The 16,990-nt window shown below is 64.7% G+C and carries 16 protein-coding genes; 11 read left to right on the forward strand and 5 right to left on the reverse strand.

What is annotated here, in order from left to right:
• Position 1: 1 nt before the first annotated feature.
• Complete coding sequence (locus tag ACW5CM_RS06525) at positions 2–889, reverse strand: glycosyltransferase family 2 protein (protein WP_438252966.1); 888 nt, start codon at positions 887–889, stop codon at positions 2–4.
• Between the two features lie 213 nt (positions 890–1,102).
• Here ACW5CM_RS06525 and ACW5CM_RS06530 point away from each other — a divergent pair, with 213 nt between their 5' ends.
• The 3 genes from ACW5CM_RS06530 (at position 1,103) to ACW5CM_RS06540 (ending at position 4,835) form a co-directional block, all read left to right on the forward strand.
• Positions 1,103–2,221, forward strand: a complete 1,119-nt coding sequence (locus tag ACW5CM_RS06530; RefSeq protein WP_457124544.1) for a Gfo/Idh/MocA family protein — start codon at positions 1,103–1,105, stop codon at positions 2,219–2,221.
• The gene (locus ACW5CM_RS06535; RefSeq protein ID WP_457124545.1) at positions 2,218–3,120 is read left to right on the forward strand and encodes a hypothetical protein; all 903 of its coding nucleotides are present in this window, start codon (positions 2,218–2,220) and stop codon (positions 3,118–3,120) included. Before ACW5CM_RS06530 ends, ACW5CM_RS06535 begins: the two co-directional genes overlap by 4 nt.
• Before the next feature lie 98 nt (positions 3,121–3,218).
• A complete protein-coding gene (locus ACW5CM_RS06540; protein ID WP_457124546.1) occupies positions 3,219–4,835 on the forward strand; it encodes a glycoside hydrolase family 16 protein in 1,617 nt (538 codons plus the stop codon).
• Between the two features lie 31 nt (positions 4,836–4,866).
• Here ACW5CM_RS06540 and ACW5CM_RS06545 read toward each other — a convergent pair whose 3' ends face one another.
• The 3 genes from ACW5CM_RS06545 to ACW5CM_RS06555 all read right to left on the reverse strand — a co-directional run bounded on the left by ACW5CM_RS06545 (position 4,867) and on the right by ACW5CM_RS06555 (position 8,521).
• Entirely contained in the window at positions 4,867–5,856 is a 990-nt protein-coding gene (locus ACW5CM_RS06545; RefSeq protein WP_457124547.1) for a YveK family protein, read from the reverse strand.
• A gap of 72 nt (positions 5,857–5,928) precedes the next feature.
• Positions 5,929–7,212: a phenylacetate--CoA ligase family protein gene (locus ACW5CM_RS06550; RefSeq protein ID WP_457124548.1), complete on the reverse strand. Its 1,284-nt coding sequence runs from the start codon at positions 7,210–7,212 to the stop codon at positions 5,929–5,931.
• 97 nt (positions 7,213–7,309) lie between these two features.
• Positions 7,310–8,521, reverse strand: coding sequence for a glycosyltransferase (locus ACW5CM_RS06555; protein ID WP_457124633.1), 1,212 nt, complete (start codon positions 8,519–8,521; stop codon positions 7,310–7,312).
• A gap of 214 nt (positions 8,522–8,735) precedes the next feature.
• Here ACW5CM_RS06555 and ACW5CM_RS06560 point away from each other — a divergent pair, with 214 nt between their 5' ends.
• The 6 genes from ACW5CM_RS06560 (at position 8,736) to ACW5CM_RS06585 (ending at position 14,411) form a co-directional block, all read left to right on the forward strand.
• Complete coding sequence (locus ACW5CM_RS06560; protein WP_438252959.1) at positions 8,736–9,188, forward strand: FAD synthase family protein; 453 nt, start codon at positions 8,736–8,738, stop codon at positions 9,186–9,188.
• A gap of 99 nt (positions 9,189–9,287) precedes the next feature.
• Positions 9,288–10,835: an ABC transporter substrate-binding protein gene (locus ACW5CM_RS06565; RefSeq protein WP_439255688.1), complete on the forward strand. Its 1,548-nt coding sequence runs from the start codon at positions 9,288–9,290 to the stop codon at positions 10,833–10,835.
• Between the two features lie 87 nt (positions 10,836–10,922).
• Positions 10,923–11,885: an ABC transporter permease gene (locus ACW5CM_RS06570; RefSeq protein WP_438252956.1), complete on the forward strand. Its 963-nt coding sequence runs from the start codon at positions 10,923–10,925 to the stop codon at positions 11,883–11,885.
• Complete coding sequence (locus ACW5CM_RS06575) at positions 11,882–12,742, forward strand: ABC transporter permease (RefSeq protein ID WP_457124549.1); 861 nt, start codon at positions 11,882–11,884, stop codon at positions 12,740–12,742. The genes ACW5CM_RS06570 and ACW5CM_RS06575 overlap by 4 nt, the downstream gene beginning before the upstream one ends.
• Positions 12,739–13,509 carry an ABC transporter ATP-binding protein gene (locus ACW5CM_RS06580; protein WP_438252954.1) on the forward strand — a complete coding sequence of 257 codons (771 nt, stop codon included), beginning with the start codon at positions 12,739–12,741 and terminating at the stop codon, positions 13,507–13,509. The genes ACW5CM_RS06575 and ACW5CM_RS06580 overlap by 4 nt, the downstream gene beginning before the upstream one ends.
• Entirely contained in the window at positions 13,506–14,411 is a 906-nt protein-coding gene (locus ACW5CM_RS06585; protein ID WP_457124550.1) for an ATP-binding cassette domain-containing protein, read from the forward strand. Before ACW5CM_RS06580 ends, ACW5CM_RS06585 begins: the two co-directional genes overlap by 4 nt.
• A gap of 73 nt (positions 14,412–14,484) precedes the next feature.
• Here the strand turns inward: ACW5CM_RS06585 and ACW5CM_RS06590 are convergent, their stop codons facing one another.
• Positions 14,485–15,204, reverse strand: coding sequence for a DUF1684 domain-containing protein (locus ACW5CM_RS06590; protein ID WP_457124551.1), 720 nt, complete (start codon positions 15,202–15,204; stop codon positions 14,485–14,487).
• Between the two features lie 62 nt (positions 15,205–15,266).
• On the opposite strand from ACW5CM_RS06590, the gene ACW5CM_RS06595 reads away from it, so the two are divergent.
• Complete coding sequence (locus ACW5CM_RS06595; protein ID WP_438252951.1) at positions 15,267–15,530, forward strand: glutaredoxin family protein; 264 nt, start codon at positions 15,267–15,269, stop codon at positions 15,528–15,530.
• A gap of 43 nt (positions 15,531–15,573) precedes the next feature.
• A complete protein-coding gene (locus ACW5CM_RS06600) occupies positions 15,574–16,962 on the forward strand; it encodes an MFS transporter (RefSeq protein WP_439255682.1) in 1,389 nt (462 codons plus the stop codon).
• Positions 16,963–16,990 lie beyond the last annotated feature (28 nt).

The raw sequence follows: 16,990 nt of genomic DNA on the forward strand, positions 1-16,990 counted from the left end.
CTCAGATGCCCTTGCCGCGGCTGCGCACGAAGCGGATCACGGCGTCTGCACTCACCAGTCGCCAGGAGATGGCGATGGCGAGTGCGGCCTTGATCTGCTTCGGGTTGTGGCGCAGCGCGCGCCATCCCCACCGCCGGCCTTCCTTGCGCTGATTGTTCGCAACCAGGGCGAAGGCGATCTGCGCCTCGATCCGCCCGAGTGCAGCAGGGATGGTGGCGATATCCGGATGCTTGCGCAGCAGATACTGCAGAGCCTCGGCGTACACGGCCCACTGTCCGAAATAGTAGGACTGACCCTGCCAGCGCACGCGCACCAGCGGTTCATTCACAACAGTGACGGTGCCGTGATCCGAAGCGCGCAACAGCAGGTCATAGTCTTCGCCATAGGCGCGCGGGAGGTCCTCATCGATCAGCCCCACCGGCCCCAACAGCACGTCGCGACGAAACAGCAGGCCTCCCGAGGGGATACCCGGATGCCGGTCGCGCAGGAAGTCCTCGTGCGTGAGGTCGTCCTTCTCGACGAGACGCACGTGTGTGTTGACACCGTCATCCAGCACCATCGCGGTCGCGATGGCGATCGCATCCGGGCGCTCCTCCAGGCGTTTCAGCTGCGCCTCGAGCTTTCCTGGCAGCCACTCGTCATCGTCGTCGAGGAAGGCGACCAGCTCACCCTTCGACTCAAGGATTCCGGAGTTTCGAGCTCCTGCGAGCCCGCGCACTCGGGAATTGGCGATCCCCCTGACAGACCAGCCGTCGGGCACTTCGACCTCAGGCACCTCGATCGGGCAGGCGTCGAAGACGATGATCACCTCGCCTGTACTGGTAGTCCCCTGATTCAGGATACTTTCGACGGCGAGCTTCATGAGCTCCGGACGTTTATGCGTCGGCACGACAACAGACACTTCACAAAGCACGTGCGCTTCCCCTTAGTCACGCGTCCGATACCCGCTCCCCAGCGTGTTCGGAATCCCCAGATTTGCTGCGGGTCCCACCCCGTCAGAAAATCACTGACACGAAAGTCAGCTTGGCCGCTAGTATAGCGAACAGTGCTCCCGTGGGAAGGGGCACTGTTCTGGGGAACTTTCTGGGGAAGGGGATTCGTCGTGCCAGACGAAACAATCACACCGCGCGCACGCGTCGGAGTCGTCGGAGTCGGAAAGATGGGGCTCTCCCATCTGGCAATCGTCCGTGCACTGCGAAATGTCGAGCTGGTCGGAGTCGTCGACTCCACCGATTACCTGCTCGACGTCTTGAACAAGTACACCGGGGCTGCCACATTCTCCACGCTGGAGAAGATGCTCGATCAGGCGCAGCCGGACGCGATCATCATCGCCACGCCGACCGGGTCGCATGCGGCGCTGGTGCGCAGCGCGCTGGAACGCGGCGTGCACGTGTTCTGCGAGAAACCGCTGACGCTGAGCGCTGAGGAGTCCCGAGAGCTCGCCGACTTCGCCGCTGAGCACCGGCTCGTCGCCCAGGTTGGCTACCACAACCGCTTCATTGCGACGTTCCAGGCGGTCAAGCAGCTACTCGAGCAGAATGCGATCGGCCGCGTGACACACGTCCTCGCCGAGGCCTACGGGCCGGTCGTGCTGAAGGCCAAGGGTTCCACCTGGCGCAGCAAGCGCGCGACCGGTGGCGGTTGCCTGTACGACTACGCGGCGCATCCGCTCGACCTCGTGCACTGGTACCTGGGGAGCCCCGATCGTGTTCGCGGCTCGGTGCTCAACAGCATCTTCTCCGCGGACACCGACGACGAGGTCTACGCAACTCTCGATTACGCCGACGGCGCGAGCGTACAGCTCTCGGTCAACTGGTCCGATGAGTCGTATCGCAAGATGTCGACGTCGATCACGATCTCCGGTTCGCAGGGGCGCATCGTCGCGGATCGGCAGGAGTTGCGCGTGTATCTGCGTGACGACGCGACGATCCCGGACGGGTACCGCACGGGCTGGAACATCAAATACACCACCGATCTCACCGAGCAGGTGTCGTTCTACCTGCGTGGTGAGGAGTACAGCGCACAACTGGAGAGCTTCATCGACTCGATCGCCGCGGGCGAGACCGAGGCCCGGCAGAACAGTTTCGCCAGCGCCGCCCACACCGATCAGGTGATCGAGTGGATCCTGCAGGACGCTGCCGGCGAAAAGATTCCCGGGGCGTTGACCGCGCTTCCGGATGCCCCGAGACGGAGCCTGTTCGGATGGAGGAAAAGCGCATGAGCACGGTGAAGACCAGCGAGATGGACCTGCTCCTTCTCGGCGACAACCAGTTCTTCGGCATCAACCACATGTCCGAGGAGAAGGCCCGCGCCCAGGCGATCCGCTTCCAAGACACCGAGGCGATCATCGACGTGATCGACATCGCACTGGACAGTGGCATCCGCACTCTGATGTGCACGACGCACGATCGCATCGCAGAGGTGTGCGATCACATGCGCGCGAACCAGGACCGCTACGCGGATTACCGGTTCTACCCCTGCATGCCGTACGCCCATAAGTACGCGAACGCGATCACTGACAACGGAATGCTGGGCGCTGTGCGCCAGTTCCTGCCCGAAGAGGGACTCCTCAACGCCGCACTGCGCGGCGGCAAATCCTTCATTAACAAGGACATCGAAGGCATCATCACCCTGCTGGTGGATGCTGAGATGAAGATGTTCCACGGGCTGAAGACGCCGGTGATCTTCCTGCAGAACGTCGTGGTCGATCTCATGCTCGGTCTCGGATTCGACGAGGCCTTTGCGATCTTCGACCGGCACGTGCGCGAGCGCTACGGCGCGGAGCCAGGATTCATCACGATGAACCTGCCCATGCTGCTCGATGCGCTCGATCGTGTCGGCGTCGTCAACCCGATCGTGTGTTCGAACATCAACGAAATCGGCTTCCGGATGTCGGGAGGCATTGAGGAGTACGAGCGGGCATTGCAGGAGCGTCCGTTCCGTCCGGTGGCGATGTCGGTCTTCGCATCCGGTGCTATTGCGCCGCAGCGCGCACTGCAGTGGATTCACGATCACGCGAACGTCGAAGCCGTCGTTTTCGGGGCATCCTCACGTGCATCGATCGCCAGCACCACAGGAATCGTCAAGGAAGTTTGGGGAAGGGACCTCTACACTGGCTGAAACCCGACCAAACAGGATGCATCGAGGGGGCTCGGCAGGCATCCGCAATCCTCAGGAGACCTGGAGAGCGTGCAGTGCACCCACTCCTCCCCCTCGATATGAAGAAGACAGCTCATAAATCCGTCCTCCTCCGCTTTCTGATCGCAGCTTTCGCAACCCTCGCGGTGCTTGCCACGTCGTTCGTCGCGGCGCAGCCCGCGAAAGCCGCGACGTCGTCGGTCACGTCGATCATTCCGCGACAATCATCGTGGTCGTATTACCACGGCATCACGGCACCACGGTGGGACTGGCGAACAGCCCCCTCTGCCTGGTCGACCGGTAAGGCCCCCTTCGGCAAGGGCCGCGACATCGGCCCGGTCAGCACCCGCATTCCCGTGCCCAAGGACACCCAGCCGCTCTCAGCGTTCTTCCACAAGACTTTCACGCTCGGCACCGATCTGCCGGAATGGTCGTGGCTGAATACCTGGGCAGATGACGGGATCGTCGTCTGGGTCAACGGCGTCGAGGTCGGCCGCAAGAACGCTTCGACCGGCCAGATCAAGGCGAACAGTTACTCGACGATCGCACCGAATTCCGAGGCAGCGCGTCGTGACCCGGTGACGTTCTCGGTTCCGGCCTCGATTCTGAAAACCGGCAAGAACACGATCGCCGTGCAGGTGCTGTTCAGCTGGCGCAAGACGCCGAACATCAGCTTCGATGCGCACCTCGTACGCGAGGACCGCACGGATACCCCGGCAGTGCCCGTGCCTCCGGTGAAGCCGGTCAAACCGGCTGAGCCCGCACCTCCGGTCAAACCGGCTGAGCCCGTGGCGCCCGCACCACCCGTCAAGCCCGCACCACCCGTCAAGCCCGCACCACCCGCCGACGGCGAGGTCGCCGGCTGGGGCGCACCGGACTGGCGCGACGAGTTCTCCTATGTTGACCCGTCAACCAAGAAGCCCGCCGTTGACCCGGACAAGTGGAACGTTCGCGGGCGTGATGATCTCGGTCTGCTCTTCGATGCGGCAGTGGTCGAACGCGAACAGGTGAGTGTGGACGCTGGCGGCGTGCTGCACATCAAGTCCGACTGGTTGGATAAGCCGACCAAGCGCCCGTCCACGCAGAGTGGGCCGACCAACCTCTGGCACACGACCGGCTATCTGGATCAGCGCAAGCTCGAAGCGGATGACGTATCGATGAGTCAGCGGTACGGACGTTGGGAGATCCGCGCGAAGACCCCGACCGGCGATAACACTCGTGGTGCGCTGGCTGCGTTCTGGCTGCGCAACTCGCAGTCCGGTGAGATCGACATCATGGAAGCCTGGGGTCATGGCGGCACGATGCCCGCCGAGTACGACCGCTGGGTGAAGGACACTGCCGCCACGACCATCCATACCAAGACTGACGGCAGCGGCCGGAAGGAGATCTGGCGTCACCGGGAGCAGGGCGCGACCGCTGTGCCATGGGATGGTTTCCACGTGTACGCGTTCGAGCTCACCCCGACCTATGCCGCGACGTATGTCGACGGTGTCGAGGTGATGCGCGCCACCCCTGCCAGCTACCCGGATCTGTGGGATGAGAAATACTTCGGTACACCGCTGCACATGCGCTTGAACCTGCATGTCGGACCATCGACGACATACTGGGGCCTGCCGGATCCGAACAACCGCTCGGCAACGCAGAAACTCGATTTCCAGATCGACTACGTGCGCTCCTGGGAGTACACCGGCGGCTGAGCCCGACGGAAGCGCCGCTGGCCTGCAGAGGTCAGCGGCGCTTCTTGTCAGCGCTGCGCGCGCTCATCGGCTGAAGCGCCACCGGCTCCGCGTGCTCTGCATCCGCGTGCTCTGCATCCGCGTGCTCTGCATCCGCGTGCTCTGCATCCGCGTGCTCTGAGTCAGCAAGAGTATCGTCCTCGTCAAGCGTGAATTTCGGCTGCTCTGGCCTGTCGTCGTCCTCGGTGACGGTTTCCTCCGTGGGCGCCGTTTCCTCTGATGTCTTGCTGCGCTTGTAGGTGCTGCCGGGCCCATTGCGCACTCGCGAAACGATCAGTGCGGCGATCGCCCCGAGCAGGATGCCGAGGAACATTCCCGCCGCGATGAACACGAGAACGGATGGTCGGTTCGACTTCTGTGGCGGGTCGGCCGGGGTTACGAGAGTTCCCGAGTAGAACGGCGTCGCTGTGATGAGTGCCTGCTGATCGAGCAATGCCTGCAGTTGCTGCTGCGTCGCCGAATGCTGGCTGCTGCCCTCAGCCTGCGAGTCCAGCAGTGACTGCAGCTTCTCAATGGAGTTCCCGAGCTCCGTGGTCGACTTCTCGACGACCGCGCGCGCATTATCGGTGCGCTCCTCACCGTAGGCTGTGGCCAGGGCGTTCGCCCGGTCGGCGGCGAGCTGAGGGCTGTTTGCCGTCACCTGGAAGATCAGCACCTGCGAGTTGCGCGGAACTTCGATCACGGTGTTCGCCCGAAGCGCTTCCATCGAGGTGTCGTCGAGCTCGCTCACGGCTCGATCGATCACGGCAGTCGATGTTGCAACGACACGCTCGGTCTCCATGTTGACGGTGTTGAAGCTCGACCCCGAAGAAAGCACACTGATCGGCTCAACCGTGTGCTGGGCCTCAGCGGTGTACTTCTGCGGGTAGATCGCGAAAATGCCCACACCAGCCAGGGTGAGCACCACAATGGTGCCGACCAGCACAAGCCAGGACTGCATGATCCCTCGGTAGAGGTCTTCCAATGTCCAGTGTGTTGCCACGCGTTTTCTCCCCCAGTCCCCTGCTGCGCTGCACGTCGTTGCACGACGCAGACGCACGTCATCTTACATTTCTCAGCTTCGGACTTCCGAGATCACCAACCGGGCTTTGCCTGCCGCGCTCTCGATGGATTCGACAGCAACCGGCGTGATCGGCACTTCTGCCCCGAGGATTCTGCGGAGTTTGTCGACGGCGAGCGCAACGGCTTCGCCCGATGCATCCGGGTTCGCCACGACATAGCGCAACGTGATCGAGAGATCAGCGTGCTGCACGATCTGCATCTGCCGGATCGCTCCGGGTGATTCCAGGAAGAGACCGCTGAGGCCGCCGGTGATCTGCTTTCCGGACGGCGTGCGGATGATATCCGCGACTCGGCCCTGAACCGGATCGATCCGCGGGAATGCCAGCCCGCAGGCGCATGCTCCCTCGATCGTTCGCGACCGGTCACCCATCTCATAGCGCACGAGCGGAAAGACCTCATTGCTGAAGTCAGTCACGACGACAGACCCCTCGACGCCGTCGGCAAGCGGATGCCCGGTTGCGTCGACGATCTCGACCCGCCGCTGATCAGTGGCTACGTGGAGCCCTTGATGCGCCGAGCACTCGGCGGCGATCCAGGGGATCTCGGCCGAACGGTACGTGTCGAACACCGGGGCACCGAAAGCTCGCTCCAGTAGTTCCCGTTGCCCGGGCTGCAGCATCGCCGCCGTCACAGAGACCGCTGTCGTCGCCAGCGTACGGTTGGTCCGCTCCAGGTGCGCGGCCACAGCAGTCGCACCCTCGACGTAAGCAACGAGCAGCCGCGGTTCGACCCGCTGCCACTGTGCGATGAACGACTGGATCGATTCCTCGGTGACCGCACGCGCATCCAGCAGGAAGTGACGACTCGGCCACCATTGCGCGGCATACAGGAGCGCTTCTTTGCCCTGCCGCACCCGGCGGTAGATGAAAGCCATGTCATCGGCCGGGTGAATACCCCACCAGCGGTAGATCCGCCACCACATCGCGGCGGTCGGTGCAGCTGCATCGTTGCGGATGTGCAGCGGAGCTCCGGTGCTGCCGCCGGTCTGTGATGAGAGTGCACGAGCAGGGGCCACGTTCTGTGCGAGCACAGCATCGCCGGCGCTTCGCAACAGGTCTTTGGTCACCACCGGCAGCCGGCTGAAGTTCGCAGCATCCGCTACATCGTCGCGGGAGAAACCAGCGCCGGAGTAGAGCTCACGATAAAACGGCGAGTTGTCGAACGCGTGCAGAGCGATCCGTGCACTCGCGGTAGCCACGATGTCGGAGAGTTGCTCGAGCGATGCCGTCTCACGCTCGCGCATCTGACGAAACGCCTGCAGATCCGGGCGCATCAAAAGACGAGTCTTGAGTCCGAATATCGCTCTCTTCACAGCTCCCCACAAGCTCCGGCGCGATGCCGATCGTCTCCATCGTAAGACGTACGGGCTGCGCTCAGAGCTCCCCCGGCCGCATCGCCTCAGCGTCGATGGCCTTGAGGATGCGCTGGGCGGCTGTGTCGGTCACCGGCTCCGTGCCCGCAGCATCCGTCCGCCGCGAGCGGCCCCGCCTCGGCGCGTAGACGACCAGGGAGTGGAACAGGAACCGGGCGAAGAACGCGATGACCAGCGAGATCGCCGTGGCCAGGATGCTGGAGATGTGCCAGGTCTCCACCATCAGCGCCATGATCGGGATTCGCAGCGCCGCTTCGACGCCGTTGAAGGTGATGGAGGCCGCGAAGCGTGTCCAGGGGCCGCGGGCGTCCTGACGCATGTCGGCGAAGACGAAGCGCTCCTGCAGGAGGAAGTTTCCGACAATCGTGGCTGCGGCCCCGATAATCGCCGCCCAGATGTAGGGCATCCCCATCGCGATGAGAATCCACATGATGCCGAGGTTTGCCACAGCGCCGATTCCGCCGATCAGGGCGAACATTGACATCTTGCCGAACCGCAGGCGCGTCAGATGCGCGACGAAGGTGGCACCCTGGCGCAGAGTCGCCTTCGACGTTCCGCTTCGGCGTTCCGAGAACTCCATCGGAACTTCGGCGATGCGCACATCCGAGCGCGCCAGGATCTCCAGCAGAATCTTGAACCCCTGCGGACGAAGCGTCGGCACATCCAGCATCCGACGGTCAACGAGGAAGAACCCCGTCATCGGGTCGCTGCTGCGCGCAAGCCTTCGCGGGAACATGGCCTTGGTGAGCCAGGTAGCCGCACGGGAGACACCGAAACGCATGGCGGTTCCCAGCCCGCGGGAGTCACCGCCACCGATATAACGGGATGCCGCTACGACATCGACGTCACCCGCGCCGAAGCGCGCCAGCATGGCCGGGAGAAGCTCGGGCGGATGCTGCAGGTCACCGTCCATCACGATGCAGACGTCTCCGGCGGCTTCCGCCAGCCCCACAGCGACTGCACCGCCCAGTCCGCCAGTGTTCTCGCTGCGGTGGATCACACGCACCGGCAGTGCGGCGTCCCTGGCGACACGTTCGATCTCGGCCGCAGTATCGTCCGAGCTGTCGTCGACGAACAGGATCTCGGCGGCGTGGCCGTTCAGAGCCGCAGCAGTCCGCGCCACAAGCTCGGCGACGTTTTCGCGCTCGTTGAAGGTCGGCACGATGATCGTGACGGCAACGTCCACGTGCGCTCCTCCCCGCGGTTCCGGCATCCATCGTTTCATGCCATCAGCGCATCGAGAAAAGCTCTGCCGCATGAGAAACGTCGTCGGTGCACCTGTTTCATGCAGCAAGTCCTTTTTCGCAGCCTGTCCGCGCAACTCGTGACAGCGCGCGCCGCGCGCGCTAAGCTAACCGAGTACGACTCTGGGGGTCGTGCGTGGCCGTGGGGGCCACTTTCTGGGGAATGAATGATCTGGGGAGATCATGGGGACGCGTATTGGCTATGCCGCGGGAGCTTTCGACCTGTTCCACGTCGGCCATTTGAACCTTCTGCGCCACGCCAAGCAGCAGTGCGATGTGCTGATCGCTGGCGTCGTGAGCGACGAGATGCTGCGGCAGGTGAAGGGCATCGAAGCTGTCATTCCGACCGCTGAGCGCGCCGAGATCGTGCGCCACATCTCGTTCGTCGACGACGTTTACGTCGAGACGGCTCCCGCGAAGATGGATGCCTGGCGAGATGTGCACTTCACACACTTCTTCAAGGGCGACGATTGGCGCGGGACCGAGAAGGGGCAGCGGCTGGAGCGCGAATTCGCCGATGTGGGTGTCGAAGTCGTGTATTTCCCGTACACCGCCCACACCTCGAGCACAGCCCTTCGGCGAGCGCTGGATGCCCTCACCGCAGGGTCCGCACCAACAATGGCAACGGCCCTCTGACAACAAAGCGTCATAGAGCGCAATCGGGGAATACCTCGGGCGTTGGCGCGCTTAGCCTTGAGTGTGCGCATTCGCGCGCATACACAGCTGAGGAACTCTATGACGAAGACACGTTTCGGGCTCACCGCGCTCATCGCCGCCGCTGCCCTGGCTCTGACCGCCTGCTCGGCCGGAGCATCTCCTGACACTGACACTGCCGACGGCCAGGCCGCAACCGGATCGCTGACCTACGTGATCGGCGGCGACCCCACCTCGCTGAACCCGATCAACGTCGGCGACCGCTGGGGTCTGACCACCACCAACATCGTGTACTCGCCGCTGGCGCGCGTCGAAGGCGACGGCACCGTCGTCAACGAGCTCGCCGAAACCATCGAGCCGGCCGACGACGGACTCTCCGTCACCGTGACCCTCAAGGAGGGTCTGCTGTGGTCTGACGGCGAGCCGCTCACCGCCGACGATGTCGTGTTCACCTACACGAACAAGGCCGTCCGCGAGAACGGCGCTGCCGACGCGCTGTGGGTCGGTGACGCGCCCATCACTGCTGAGGCGACCGATGACCGCACCGTCGTGTTCCACCTGCCGTCAGTGAGCGCCGCAGCGCTGAGTAACATCGCCACGGAGACCTACATCATCCCCGAGCACGTCTACGGCGATGTCACCGACTTCTCCGGCGCTGAACTCGACCCGATCGCTGTCGGCTCGGGTCCGTATGTGCTCACCAAATACGAGCGCGGTCAGTACCTGACGTTCGAGCCGAACGAGAACTTCTACGGCGAGGCTCCGAACATCGAGAACCTGACGCTGCAGATCGTTCCGAATGCCGACACGGTCAAGACCGCTCTGCAGACAGGTGAAGCGGATGCCTCATTCGCGACGCCTGACCAGATCGATGAGCTGTCGGCCGCCGGCCTGGACATCTACCCGTACTCCGAGGGCCGCGTCGCCTACCTGGGCCTGAACCTCGCGAAGCTCACCGATAAGGACGTGCGCCAGGCGCTCATGTTCGCGCTGGACCGCAATGAGCTGAACGATGCCGCCTACCTGTCGGATGAGTACTACGAGAACGCCTACACGATCCTGCCGCCGAGCAACGCCTTCGCGACCGAGGACGTTGAAAAGTACGAGCAGGATCTGGATGCGGCATCCGCAGCCGACGGCCTGACGATCACCCTCGCCTACGCCGGCTCCGACCCGGCGCAGACGACCCAGGCGACACTCATCCAGCAGCAGCTGAAGCAGGCCGGCGTCACCGTCGAACTCGCCGGTGTTGAGGGCGCATCGATCTACACCGAGATCGAGAAGGGTGCCGACGCTAAGTACGATGCCTTCCTCGGCGGCTACATCATGGGCGCCGACCCGGACGCATACAGCGCCCTGTACCGCTCCGGTGCATCGTCAAACTTCTTCCACTACGAAAGCCCGGAAACCGACGCACTGTTCGACGCGGGGGCGGCCGAGCTGGATCCCGAGGCGCGCGGTGCGATCTACGACGACCTGCAGGCGCAGATCGCCGAGGATGCGGTGATCTACCCGATCACCGACAACCTCAAGATCCTCGCCGTGAACTCGCGCATCGGCGGCGTCGAAGAGGCCGGACTCGTTCCGATCTACACGATGGAGAACTTCGGTCTGCTGACCGCGAAGTAAAATAATCGGATGCCGTGAGCCGCGCTCAGCGCAGGCTCACGGCATCCGCCTGCTCACCCAGGCGACACACCGGCAGAAGGGCCACCCGTGACCAGGTTCATCGTGCGACGACTCCTCCAGGTCGTCCCGATGCTTCTGCTGCTCTCCTTCGTCGTCTTCCTGCTGATCCAGCTCGCCCCCTACGATGTGGTCGATTCGATCACGACGCCGAACATGTCCGATGAGACGGTCGCAGCGATGCGGGCGAAGTTCGGTCTCGATCAGCCGGTGATCACGCAGTATCTGCTGTGGCTCGGGAACGTCTTCCAGGGGGATTTCGGCTACTCCCTCACCAGCCGCCAGCCGATCAGCTCTGAACTCGCCGCCCGCATCCCGAACACGATCCTGCTGATCGCGCCGGCGTACCTGGCGGCCATGGTGATCGCGATCGTCCTCGGACTAGTCGCCGGTTCACACAAAGGCCGCTGGGCCGACCGGCTCATCGACTCGCTCGCTGGAATCGGCATCGCGATGCCGTCGTTCTGGTTCGCGCTGCTGATGATCTACGTGTTCGGCTATCTGCTGCGGTGGTTCCCCATCATCGGGATGCACACCGTCGGCAAGCAGGGTGATCCGCTGGATCTCCTCGCCCACTACGTGCTGCCGTTCACCGTACTCGTGGTGGCCTTCTTCCCCGATCTCTCCCGGTACGTGCGCTCCTCGACGATCAACCAGCTCTCCCAGGACTACGTGCTTGTCCAGCGCGCGTACGGCTCGCCCCGGCGCCGCATCCTCGGTGTGCATGTCAGCCGCAACGTCCTACTGCCGATCGTCACGCAACTGGGTCTCGCGCTGCCGATGCTAATCACTGGCGCCATCATCACCGAGTCGGTCTTCGCGTGGCCCGGCATCGGGCCGTATTTCCTCACGGCGACCAAGAGCCTGGACTATCCGGTGATTCTGGCGATCCTGCTGCTGTCGGCTCTGCTCGTGATCGTCGGTAACCTCCTCGCCGACATCCTGTATGTCCTCATCGATCCGCGCATCCGCTTGGGAGGTGCAGGCTCGTGACCGCCCCCGTCATCCCCGAGCTTCCGGTTGTGTCCACTCGGCGCCGCCGGCCGCTGCGCTCGGCCTCGGAGATCGCCGCTGCTGCATTCCTCGTGCTGCTGGTCGTCGTGAGCCTGATCACGCCACTGCTTCCGCTCGACCCCGACAGCACCAATCTTGCGATCCGCTGGCAAGGTCCCAGCGCCGCGCACTGGTTGGGAACCGATGATGTCGGCCGCGACTATCTGGCACGAGTGATCTACGGCGGCCGGATCTCCCTCATGGTGGGGGTCCTCGCCATGCTCGCCTCGACCGCGATCGGTGTGATCGTCGGGCTGACCGCAGGATATGCACGCGGCTGGGTGGACGAGGTGCTGATGCGATTCGTCGATTTCATCTCATCGATCCCGTGGATGGTCCTCGTGATCGTCGCGAGCGTGTTCCTGCGCCCGGGGCTGTGGACGATCATCATCGTCATCGGTGCGTTCTCGTGGATGCCGACGGCCCGGCTCGTCCGCGCCGAGACGCTGTCGCTGCGCGAGCGCACCTTCGTCGGCTACGCCCGCTTCATCGGCGAGCGCCCCCGTACCGTGGTGTGGCGCCACGTGGTGCCCGATGCGATGCCCACGATCATCGTGGCTGCGACCGCCACGATCTCTGCGGCGATGCTCACTGAATCGGCGCTGAGCTTCCTGGGTCTCGGCATCCAGCCACCGATGGCCTCGTGGGGCAGTCTGCTCGAATCCGCACAGGGCAGCCTCGCGCGCAGTCCGCTGCTCGCGGTCGTACCCGGGCTCCTGATCATGCTGACGGTACTGTCGTTCAACGTCCTCGGCGACGCCCTGCGCCGCAAGGTGAGCGAGGAGAGCGCCCGATGACACTTCTGCACATCCAGAACCTCACCATCGACCTCCCTGCAGCCGACGGCGTTTTCCGAGTACTGGAGGACCAGACACTCGATGTGCCTGCCGGCGGGATTCTCGGCATCGTCGGCGAATCCGGATCCGGCAAGACGATGCTGCTGCGCGCGATCATGGACATCCTTCCCGAGGGCGCACTCCGCACCTGGTCGCGCATCGAATTCGACGGCGCTGATGTCACCGCTCGCTACGACCATGCACGTCTGCCGATCTCGATGGTCTTCCAAGACCCGCTGACGTCGTTCAATCCGCTGGTGCGCATCGGCGCCCACCTGGTCGAAGTCGCCCGTCGACGCCAGGGGGTCGCTCGCAGACAGGCACGCGGACTCGCCATCGAAGCGCTCACCGCCGCGCGGATTCCCGACCCGGAGCGGGTCTTCTCCCGGTATCCGCATGAGCTCTCCGGCGGGCTGCGCCAGCGCGCGATGATCGCGATGGCCCTGCTCGCTCGACCTCGACTGCTGCTGCTCGACGAGCCGACCACGGCACTGGACGCCACCGTTCAGGCCGAGATCCTCGCGCTCATCCGGCAGTTGCAGGCCGAGCGCGGTCTCACTGTGGTGATCGTCACGCACGATCTCGGTGTCGTCGCAGCACTGTGCGACACGGTCGCCGTGATGAAGGATGGCCGGATCGTCGAGCACGCCGGCGTCGACGAGCTCTTCCGCGCGCCGGAGCATCCGTACACCCGGTCTCTGCTGGCTGCGATCGGAGACGGCCTATGAGCGAGCTCATCCGCGTCGATGACGTGCGAAAGTCCTACGCGGTGCGCAATGCCTGGGGGCGGCAGACCGGAACCCTGAACGCGGTGGACGGTGTCTCTTTGACCATCGATGCCGGCGAGACACTCGGAGTCGTCGGCGAATCCGGGAGCGGGAAGTCGACCCTCGGTCGCCTGATCCTGCAGATCGAGCCGCCGACGGCGGGCTCTGTGATCTACGACGGCGTCGACCTCTCGGCGCTGTCGCGCCGGGATCGCGAAACTCAACGCGGACGGATGCAGGTGATCCACCAGGATCCGTACTCCGCTCTGAACCCGCATCGCTCGGCGCTGGCGAGCGTCATGGAGCCGTTGACGGCGGGCGGTGTTCCGGCGGATGCCGCAGCCACAGCCGCCCGCGAGGCACTGGCCGCGGTGGGTATCGACGAGGCCTCGGCACGCAAGCGCCCGGGAGCGTTCAGCGGCGGTCAGCGTCAGCGCATCGCCATCGCCCGGGCGATCGCTCCCCGTCCGGCGTTCATCGTCTGCGATGAGCCGGTGTCAGCGCTGGACATGTCGATCCAGGCGCAAGTGACCGAACTGCTGCAGAAGCTGCAACGCGAGTTCGATCTGACCTATCTGTTCATCTCGCACGATCTGTCGGTGGTGAAAGAGATCGCGACCCGCACAGCCGTGATGCGGCGTGGGCGCATCGTCGAACTCGCACCGACTGCCGAACTGTTCGAGGCGCCGCAGCATCCGTACACGAAGCGGTTGCTCGAAGCGGTCCTCGTACCCGACCCGCAGCGCGCACGCGAGCGCCTCGCCCACGTGACGACTCGGCCGGCGCCGGAATCCGACGTGCCTGATGGCCCGCTCACAGAGGTCACTCCCGGCCACTACGTCGCGGCCGCCGTCGCTCGCTGAACCGGCGCTAAGCCGTCGCTCGCTGAACCGGCGCTGAGCCGTCGCTCGCTGAGCCGCCGCTGTCGTCGTGAGATCAGCTGCGAACGGCGCGCCGCTCCCCCGCGGTCACTGCCGCTGTGATGCGGTTCGCCGGCGGCGGCAGCGGGCACACGTACTGGTCGCTGAACGCGCACGGCGGCAGGTAGGCCTGGTTGAAGTCGACCGTGGTGGCGCCGGCAGCATCCGGTTCACCGATCGGCAGGAAACGGAACCGGTAGGCCCCGTCTGCCGCTGTCGCATCGGTGATGACGGCGCTCAGCCCGCCCTCGTCACCCGAGACGACCAGGTGATACTCGTTGCCGGCGATCGTGACAGCGACGGTGCCGACGGCGCTGTGCGTGCTCTCGTGGCCATCGACGCTGCGAACCTGGCGTTCCTCGCCTGCCGCTGCCGGCACAAAGCGTCCCGGCAGCTCCCACGCAGCATCCGTCTCGAATGACTCGATCGCTTTCAACGTGAGCCGGTCCGGGTTCTCCGGGTCATACACCCGCAGCGCGAGCGCACCGTCACGGGCAAAGGCACGCAGCTGCAACTCTCCCGCGGTGACATGCGTGAACGGCTCGAGCCGAACAGCGCCGAGGCCGGGCACGTCCTCTCCGTGCACGAGCCCGCCTGCCGCCCACCAGCGTCCGGGGACGCCGTCGTAGCTCTGCGGCTCAGCATCCAACCAGTGTGTGAAGCGCAGCGCGGCGGTGCCATGCGGCGCGTGCACCTGGTTCCAGCGTTCGGTGATGCTCAGCTCGGTTGTGCTCATCCCGCCAGATTACGCGGTTGCCAGATGGCCCGGGGCGGCGTGGGGCGTCCTATCCTGGATATATGACTTCTCCTGCCTCTGACACCATCACGTTGTTCGGCGCCGACTGGTGCCGTGACTGCGTCCGCACCAAGAAGCAGCTCGACGAGCTGGGTATCGAGTACACATACGTCGACCTCGTCGCAGAACCGACAGCGGCCGACGTCGCCAAGGAGATCTCTGGACGCACCAACATCCCCGTGGTCGTGTACCCGGATGCTTCGCACCACGTCGAGCCGAGCAACGATGACGTCACCACGAAGCTGCGCGAGCTCGCACTGATCTGACGCTCGGCGGATGCCGGGGCGTGGGCCCGGCTACACTGGCGCGATGAGCACTGGCGCTCGACCCGAACGAGCTTCCGTACGCCTGTCCGCACGCACGATCGTGAACTATGCGATCGGCTCGCTCGGCACCGGCGGCTATTCCACGCTGCCCGGACTCGTGCTGACGTACTTCCTCACCGACAACCTCGGTGTCGCAGCCCTCGCCGCTGGCATCATCGTCACATCGGCGAAAATCTGGGACGTCATCATCGATCCGCTGATCGGCGCGGCATCCGATCGTCAGCTCGCGCGCACCGGATCACGCCGGGGGTTCATGGTTATCGGCGCGCTCACCCTGCCGATCTTCTTCGCGCTGACCTTCGCCGTTCCACCGTCGTGGGGGCCGGTAGCGGGCGCGACCTGCGTGCTGCTCGCCTTCCTCGCCACCGCCACGTCGTTCAGCCTCTTCCAGGTGCCTTACGTCGCGCTGCCCGCGGAACTCACCCGTGGCTACGACGAGCGCACGCGTCTGCTCGGCTGGCGGGTCGTCGTCCTCACCGCTGCGATCCTGCTGTTCGGCGCGGGCGGTCCGATGCTCCGGCGGGCCACCGGCGATCAGGTGACCGGCTATCTGCTGATGGGGATCGTCGCCGGAGTCGCAATCGGCATCGGGATGCTGATCGCCAGTCGAACCGCGAAGGATGCCGCGGCGCACAGCGTTCCCCGCTCAGGGATCGGCACGACGAGCCTGCGCGAGCAGTACCTCTCCGGCTTCCGCGCCCTGCGTCGCAGTCTGCCCTTCCGTGCGCTTCTGGGCACCTTCCTGCTGCAGGCGCTCGCCACCGGCACGATGCTGGCTGGCGCGCAGTACGTCGCCACCTGGGTGCTGCGTGATGAGGCCGCGGTCGAGGTGCTGTTCATCGCTCTCGTCGGCCCCGCCCTGATCGCGACCCCGGTCTGGACGGTGATTGCGAACAGGATCGGCAAGGAGCGCGCTTTCATCGGCGCCAGCATCCTGTACCTCCTGGCCTCAGCGTCGATCATCTTCGCCGTCTGGGCACCCGGCGCCTGGATTTACGCTTCAGTAGCCGTGGCCGGTATCGCCTATGCCGGTCTGCAATCGCTGCCGATGGCGATGCTGCCCGATGTCATCTCGCACGACGAGCGCACCACGGGTCCCGGTCAGGCTGGAACGTTCACGGGCATCTGGACGGCCGGTGAGACGATCGGCTTCGCGCTCGGGGCGACCACCGTCGCATTGATGCTCGCCTCGACAGGATATGTCTCAAGCATCGCCGGCAGCAGCGTCACGCAACCTGCTGCCGCCGTCGCCGGGATCGTGCTGAGCTTCAGTATCGTCCCCGCCATTCTGATGGCGCTCAGCCTCGTTCCGCTGTCGCGGTACCGGCTGCGCAAAGCCGATATCGACGCCGCTTCGATCCAGCCCGCTTAGGCTGGACACAAGCCGCCAGAGGAGATCC

The sequence above is a fragment of the Microbacterium wangyouchuni genome, from assembly GCF_054072595.1.

Bases quoted from the DNA above. Each gene is read 5' to 3' on its own strand.
- ACW5CM_RS06535 (WP_457124545.1), top strand. From the start codon at position 2,218: ATGAGCACGGTGAAGACCAGCGAGATGGACCTGCTCCTTCTCGGCGAC.
- ACW5CM_RS06540 (WP_457124546.1), top strand. From the start codon at position 3,219: ATGAAGAAGACAGCTCATAAATCCGTCCTCCTCCGCTTTCTGATCGCA.
- ACW5CM_RS06555 (WP_457124633.1), bottom strand. From the start codon at position 8,521: ATGCCGGAACCGCGGGGAGGAGCGCACGTGGACGTTGCCGTCACGATC.
- ACW5CM_RS06560 (WP_438252959.1), top strand. From the start codon at position 8,736: ATGGGGACGCGTATTGGCTATGCCGCGGGAGCTTTCGACCTGTTCCAC.
- ACW5CM_RS06565 (WP_439255688.1), top strand. From the start codon at position 9,288: ATGACGAAGACACGTTTCGGGCTCACCGCGCTCATCGCCGCCGCTGCC.
- ACW5CM_RS06580 (WP_438252954.1), top strand. From the start codon at position 12,739: ATGACACTTCTGCACATCCAGAACCTCACCATCGACCTCCCTGCAGCC.
- ACW5CM_RS06585 (WP_457124550.1), top strand. From the start codon at position 13,506: ATGAGCGAGCTCATCCGCGTCGATGACGTGCGAAAGTCCTACGCGGTG.
- ACW5CM_RS06590 (WP_457124551.1), bottom strand. From the start codon at position 15,204: ATGAGCACAACCGAGCTGAGCATCACCGAACGCTGGAACCAGGTGCAC.
- ACW5CM_RS06595 (WP_438252951.1), top strand. From the start codon at position 15,267: ATGACTTCTCCTGCCTCTGACACCATCACGTTGTTCGGCGCCGACTGG.
- ACW5CM_RS06600 (WP_439255682.1), top strand. From the start codon at position 15,574: ATGAGCACTGGCGCTCGACCCGAACGAGCTTCCGTACGCCTGTCCGCA.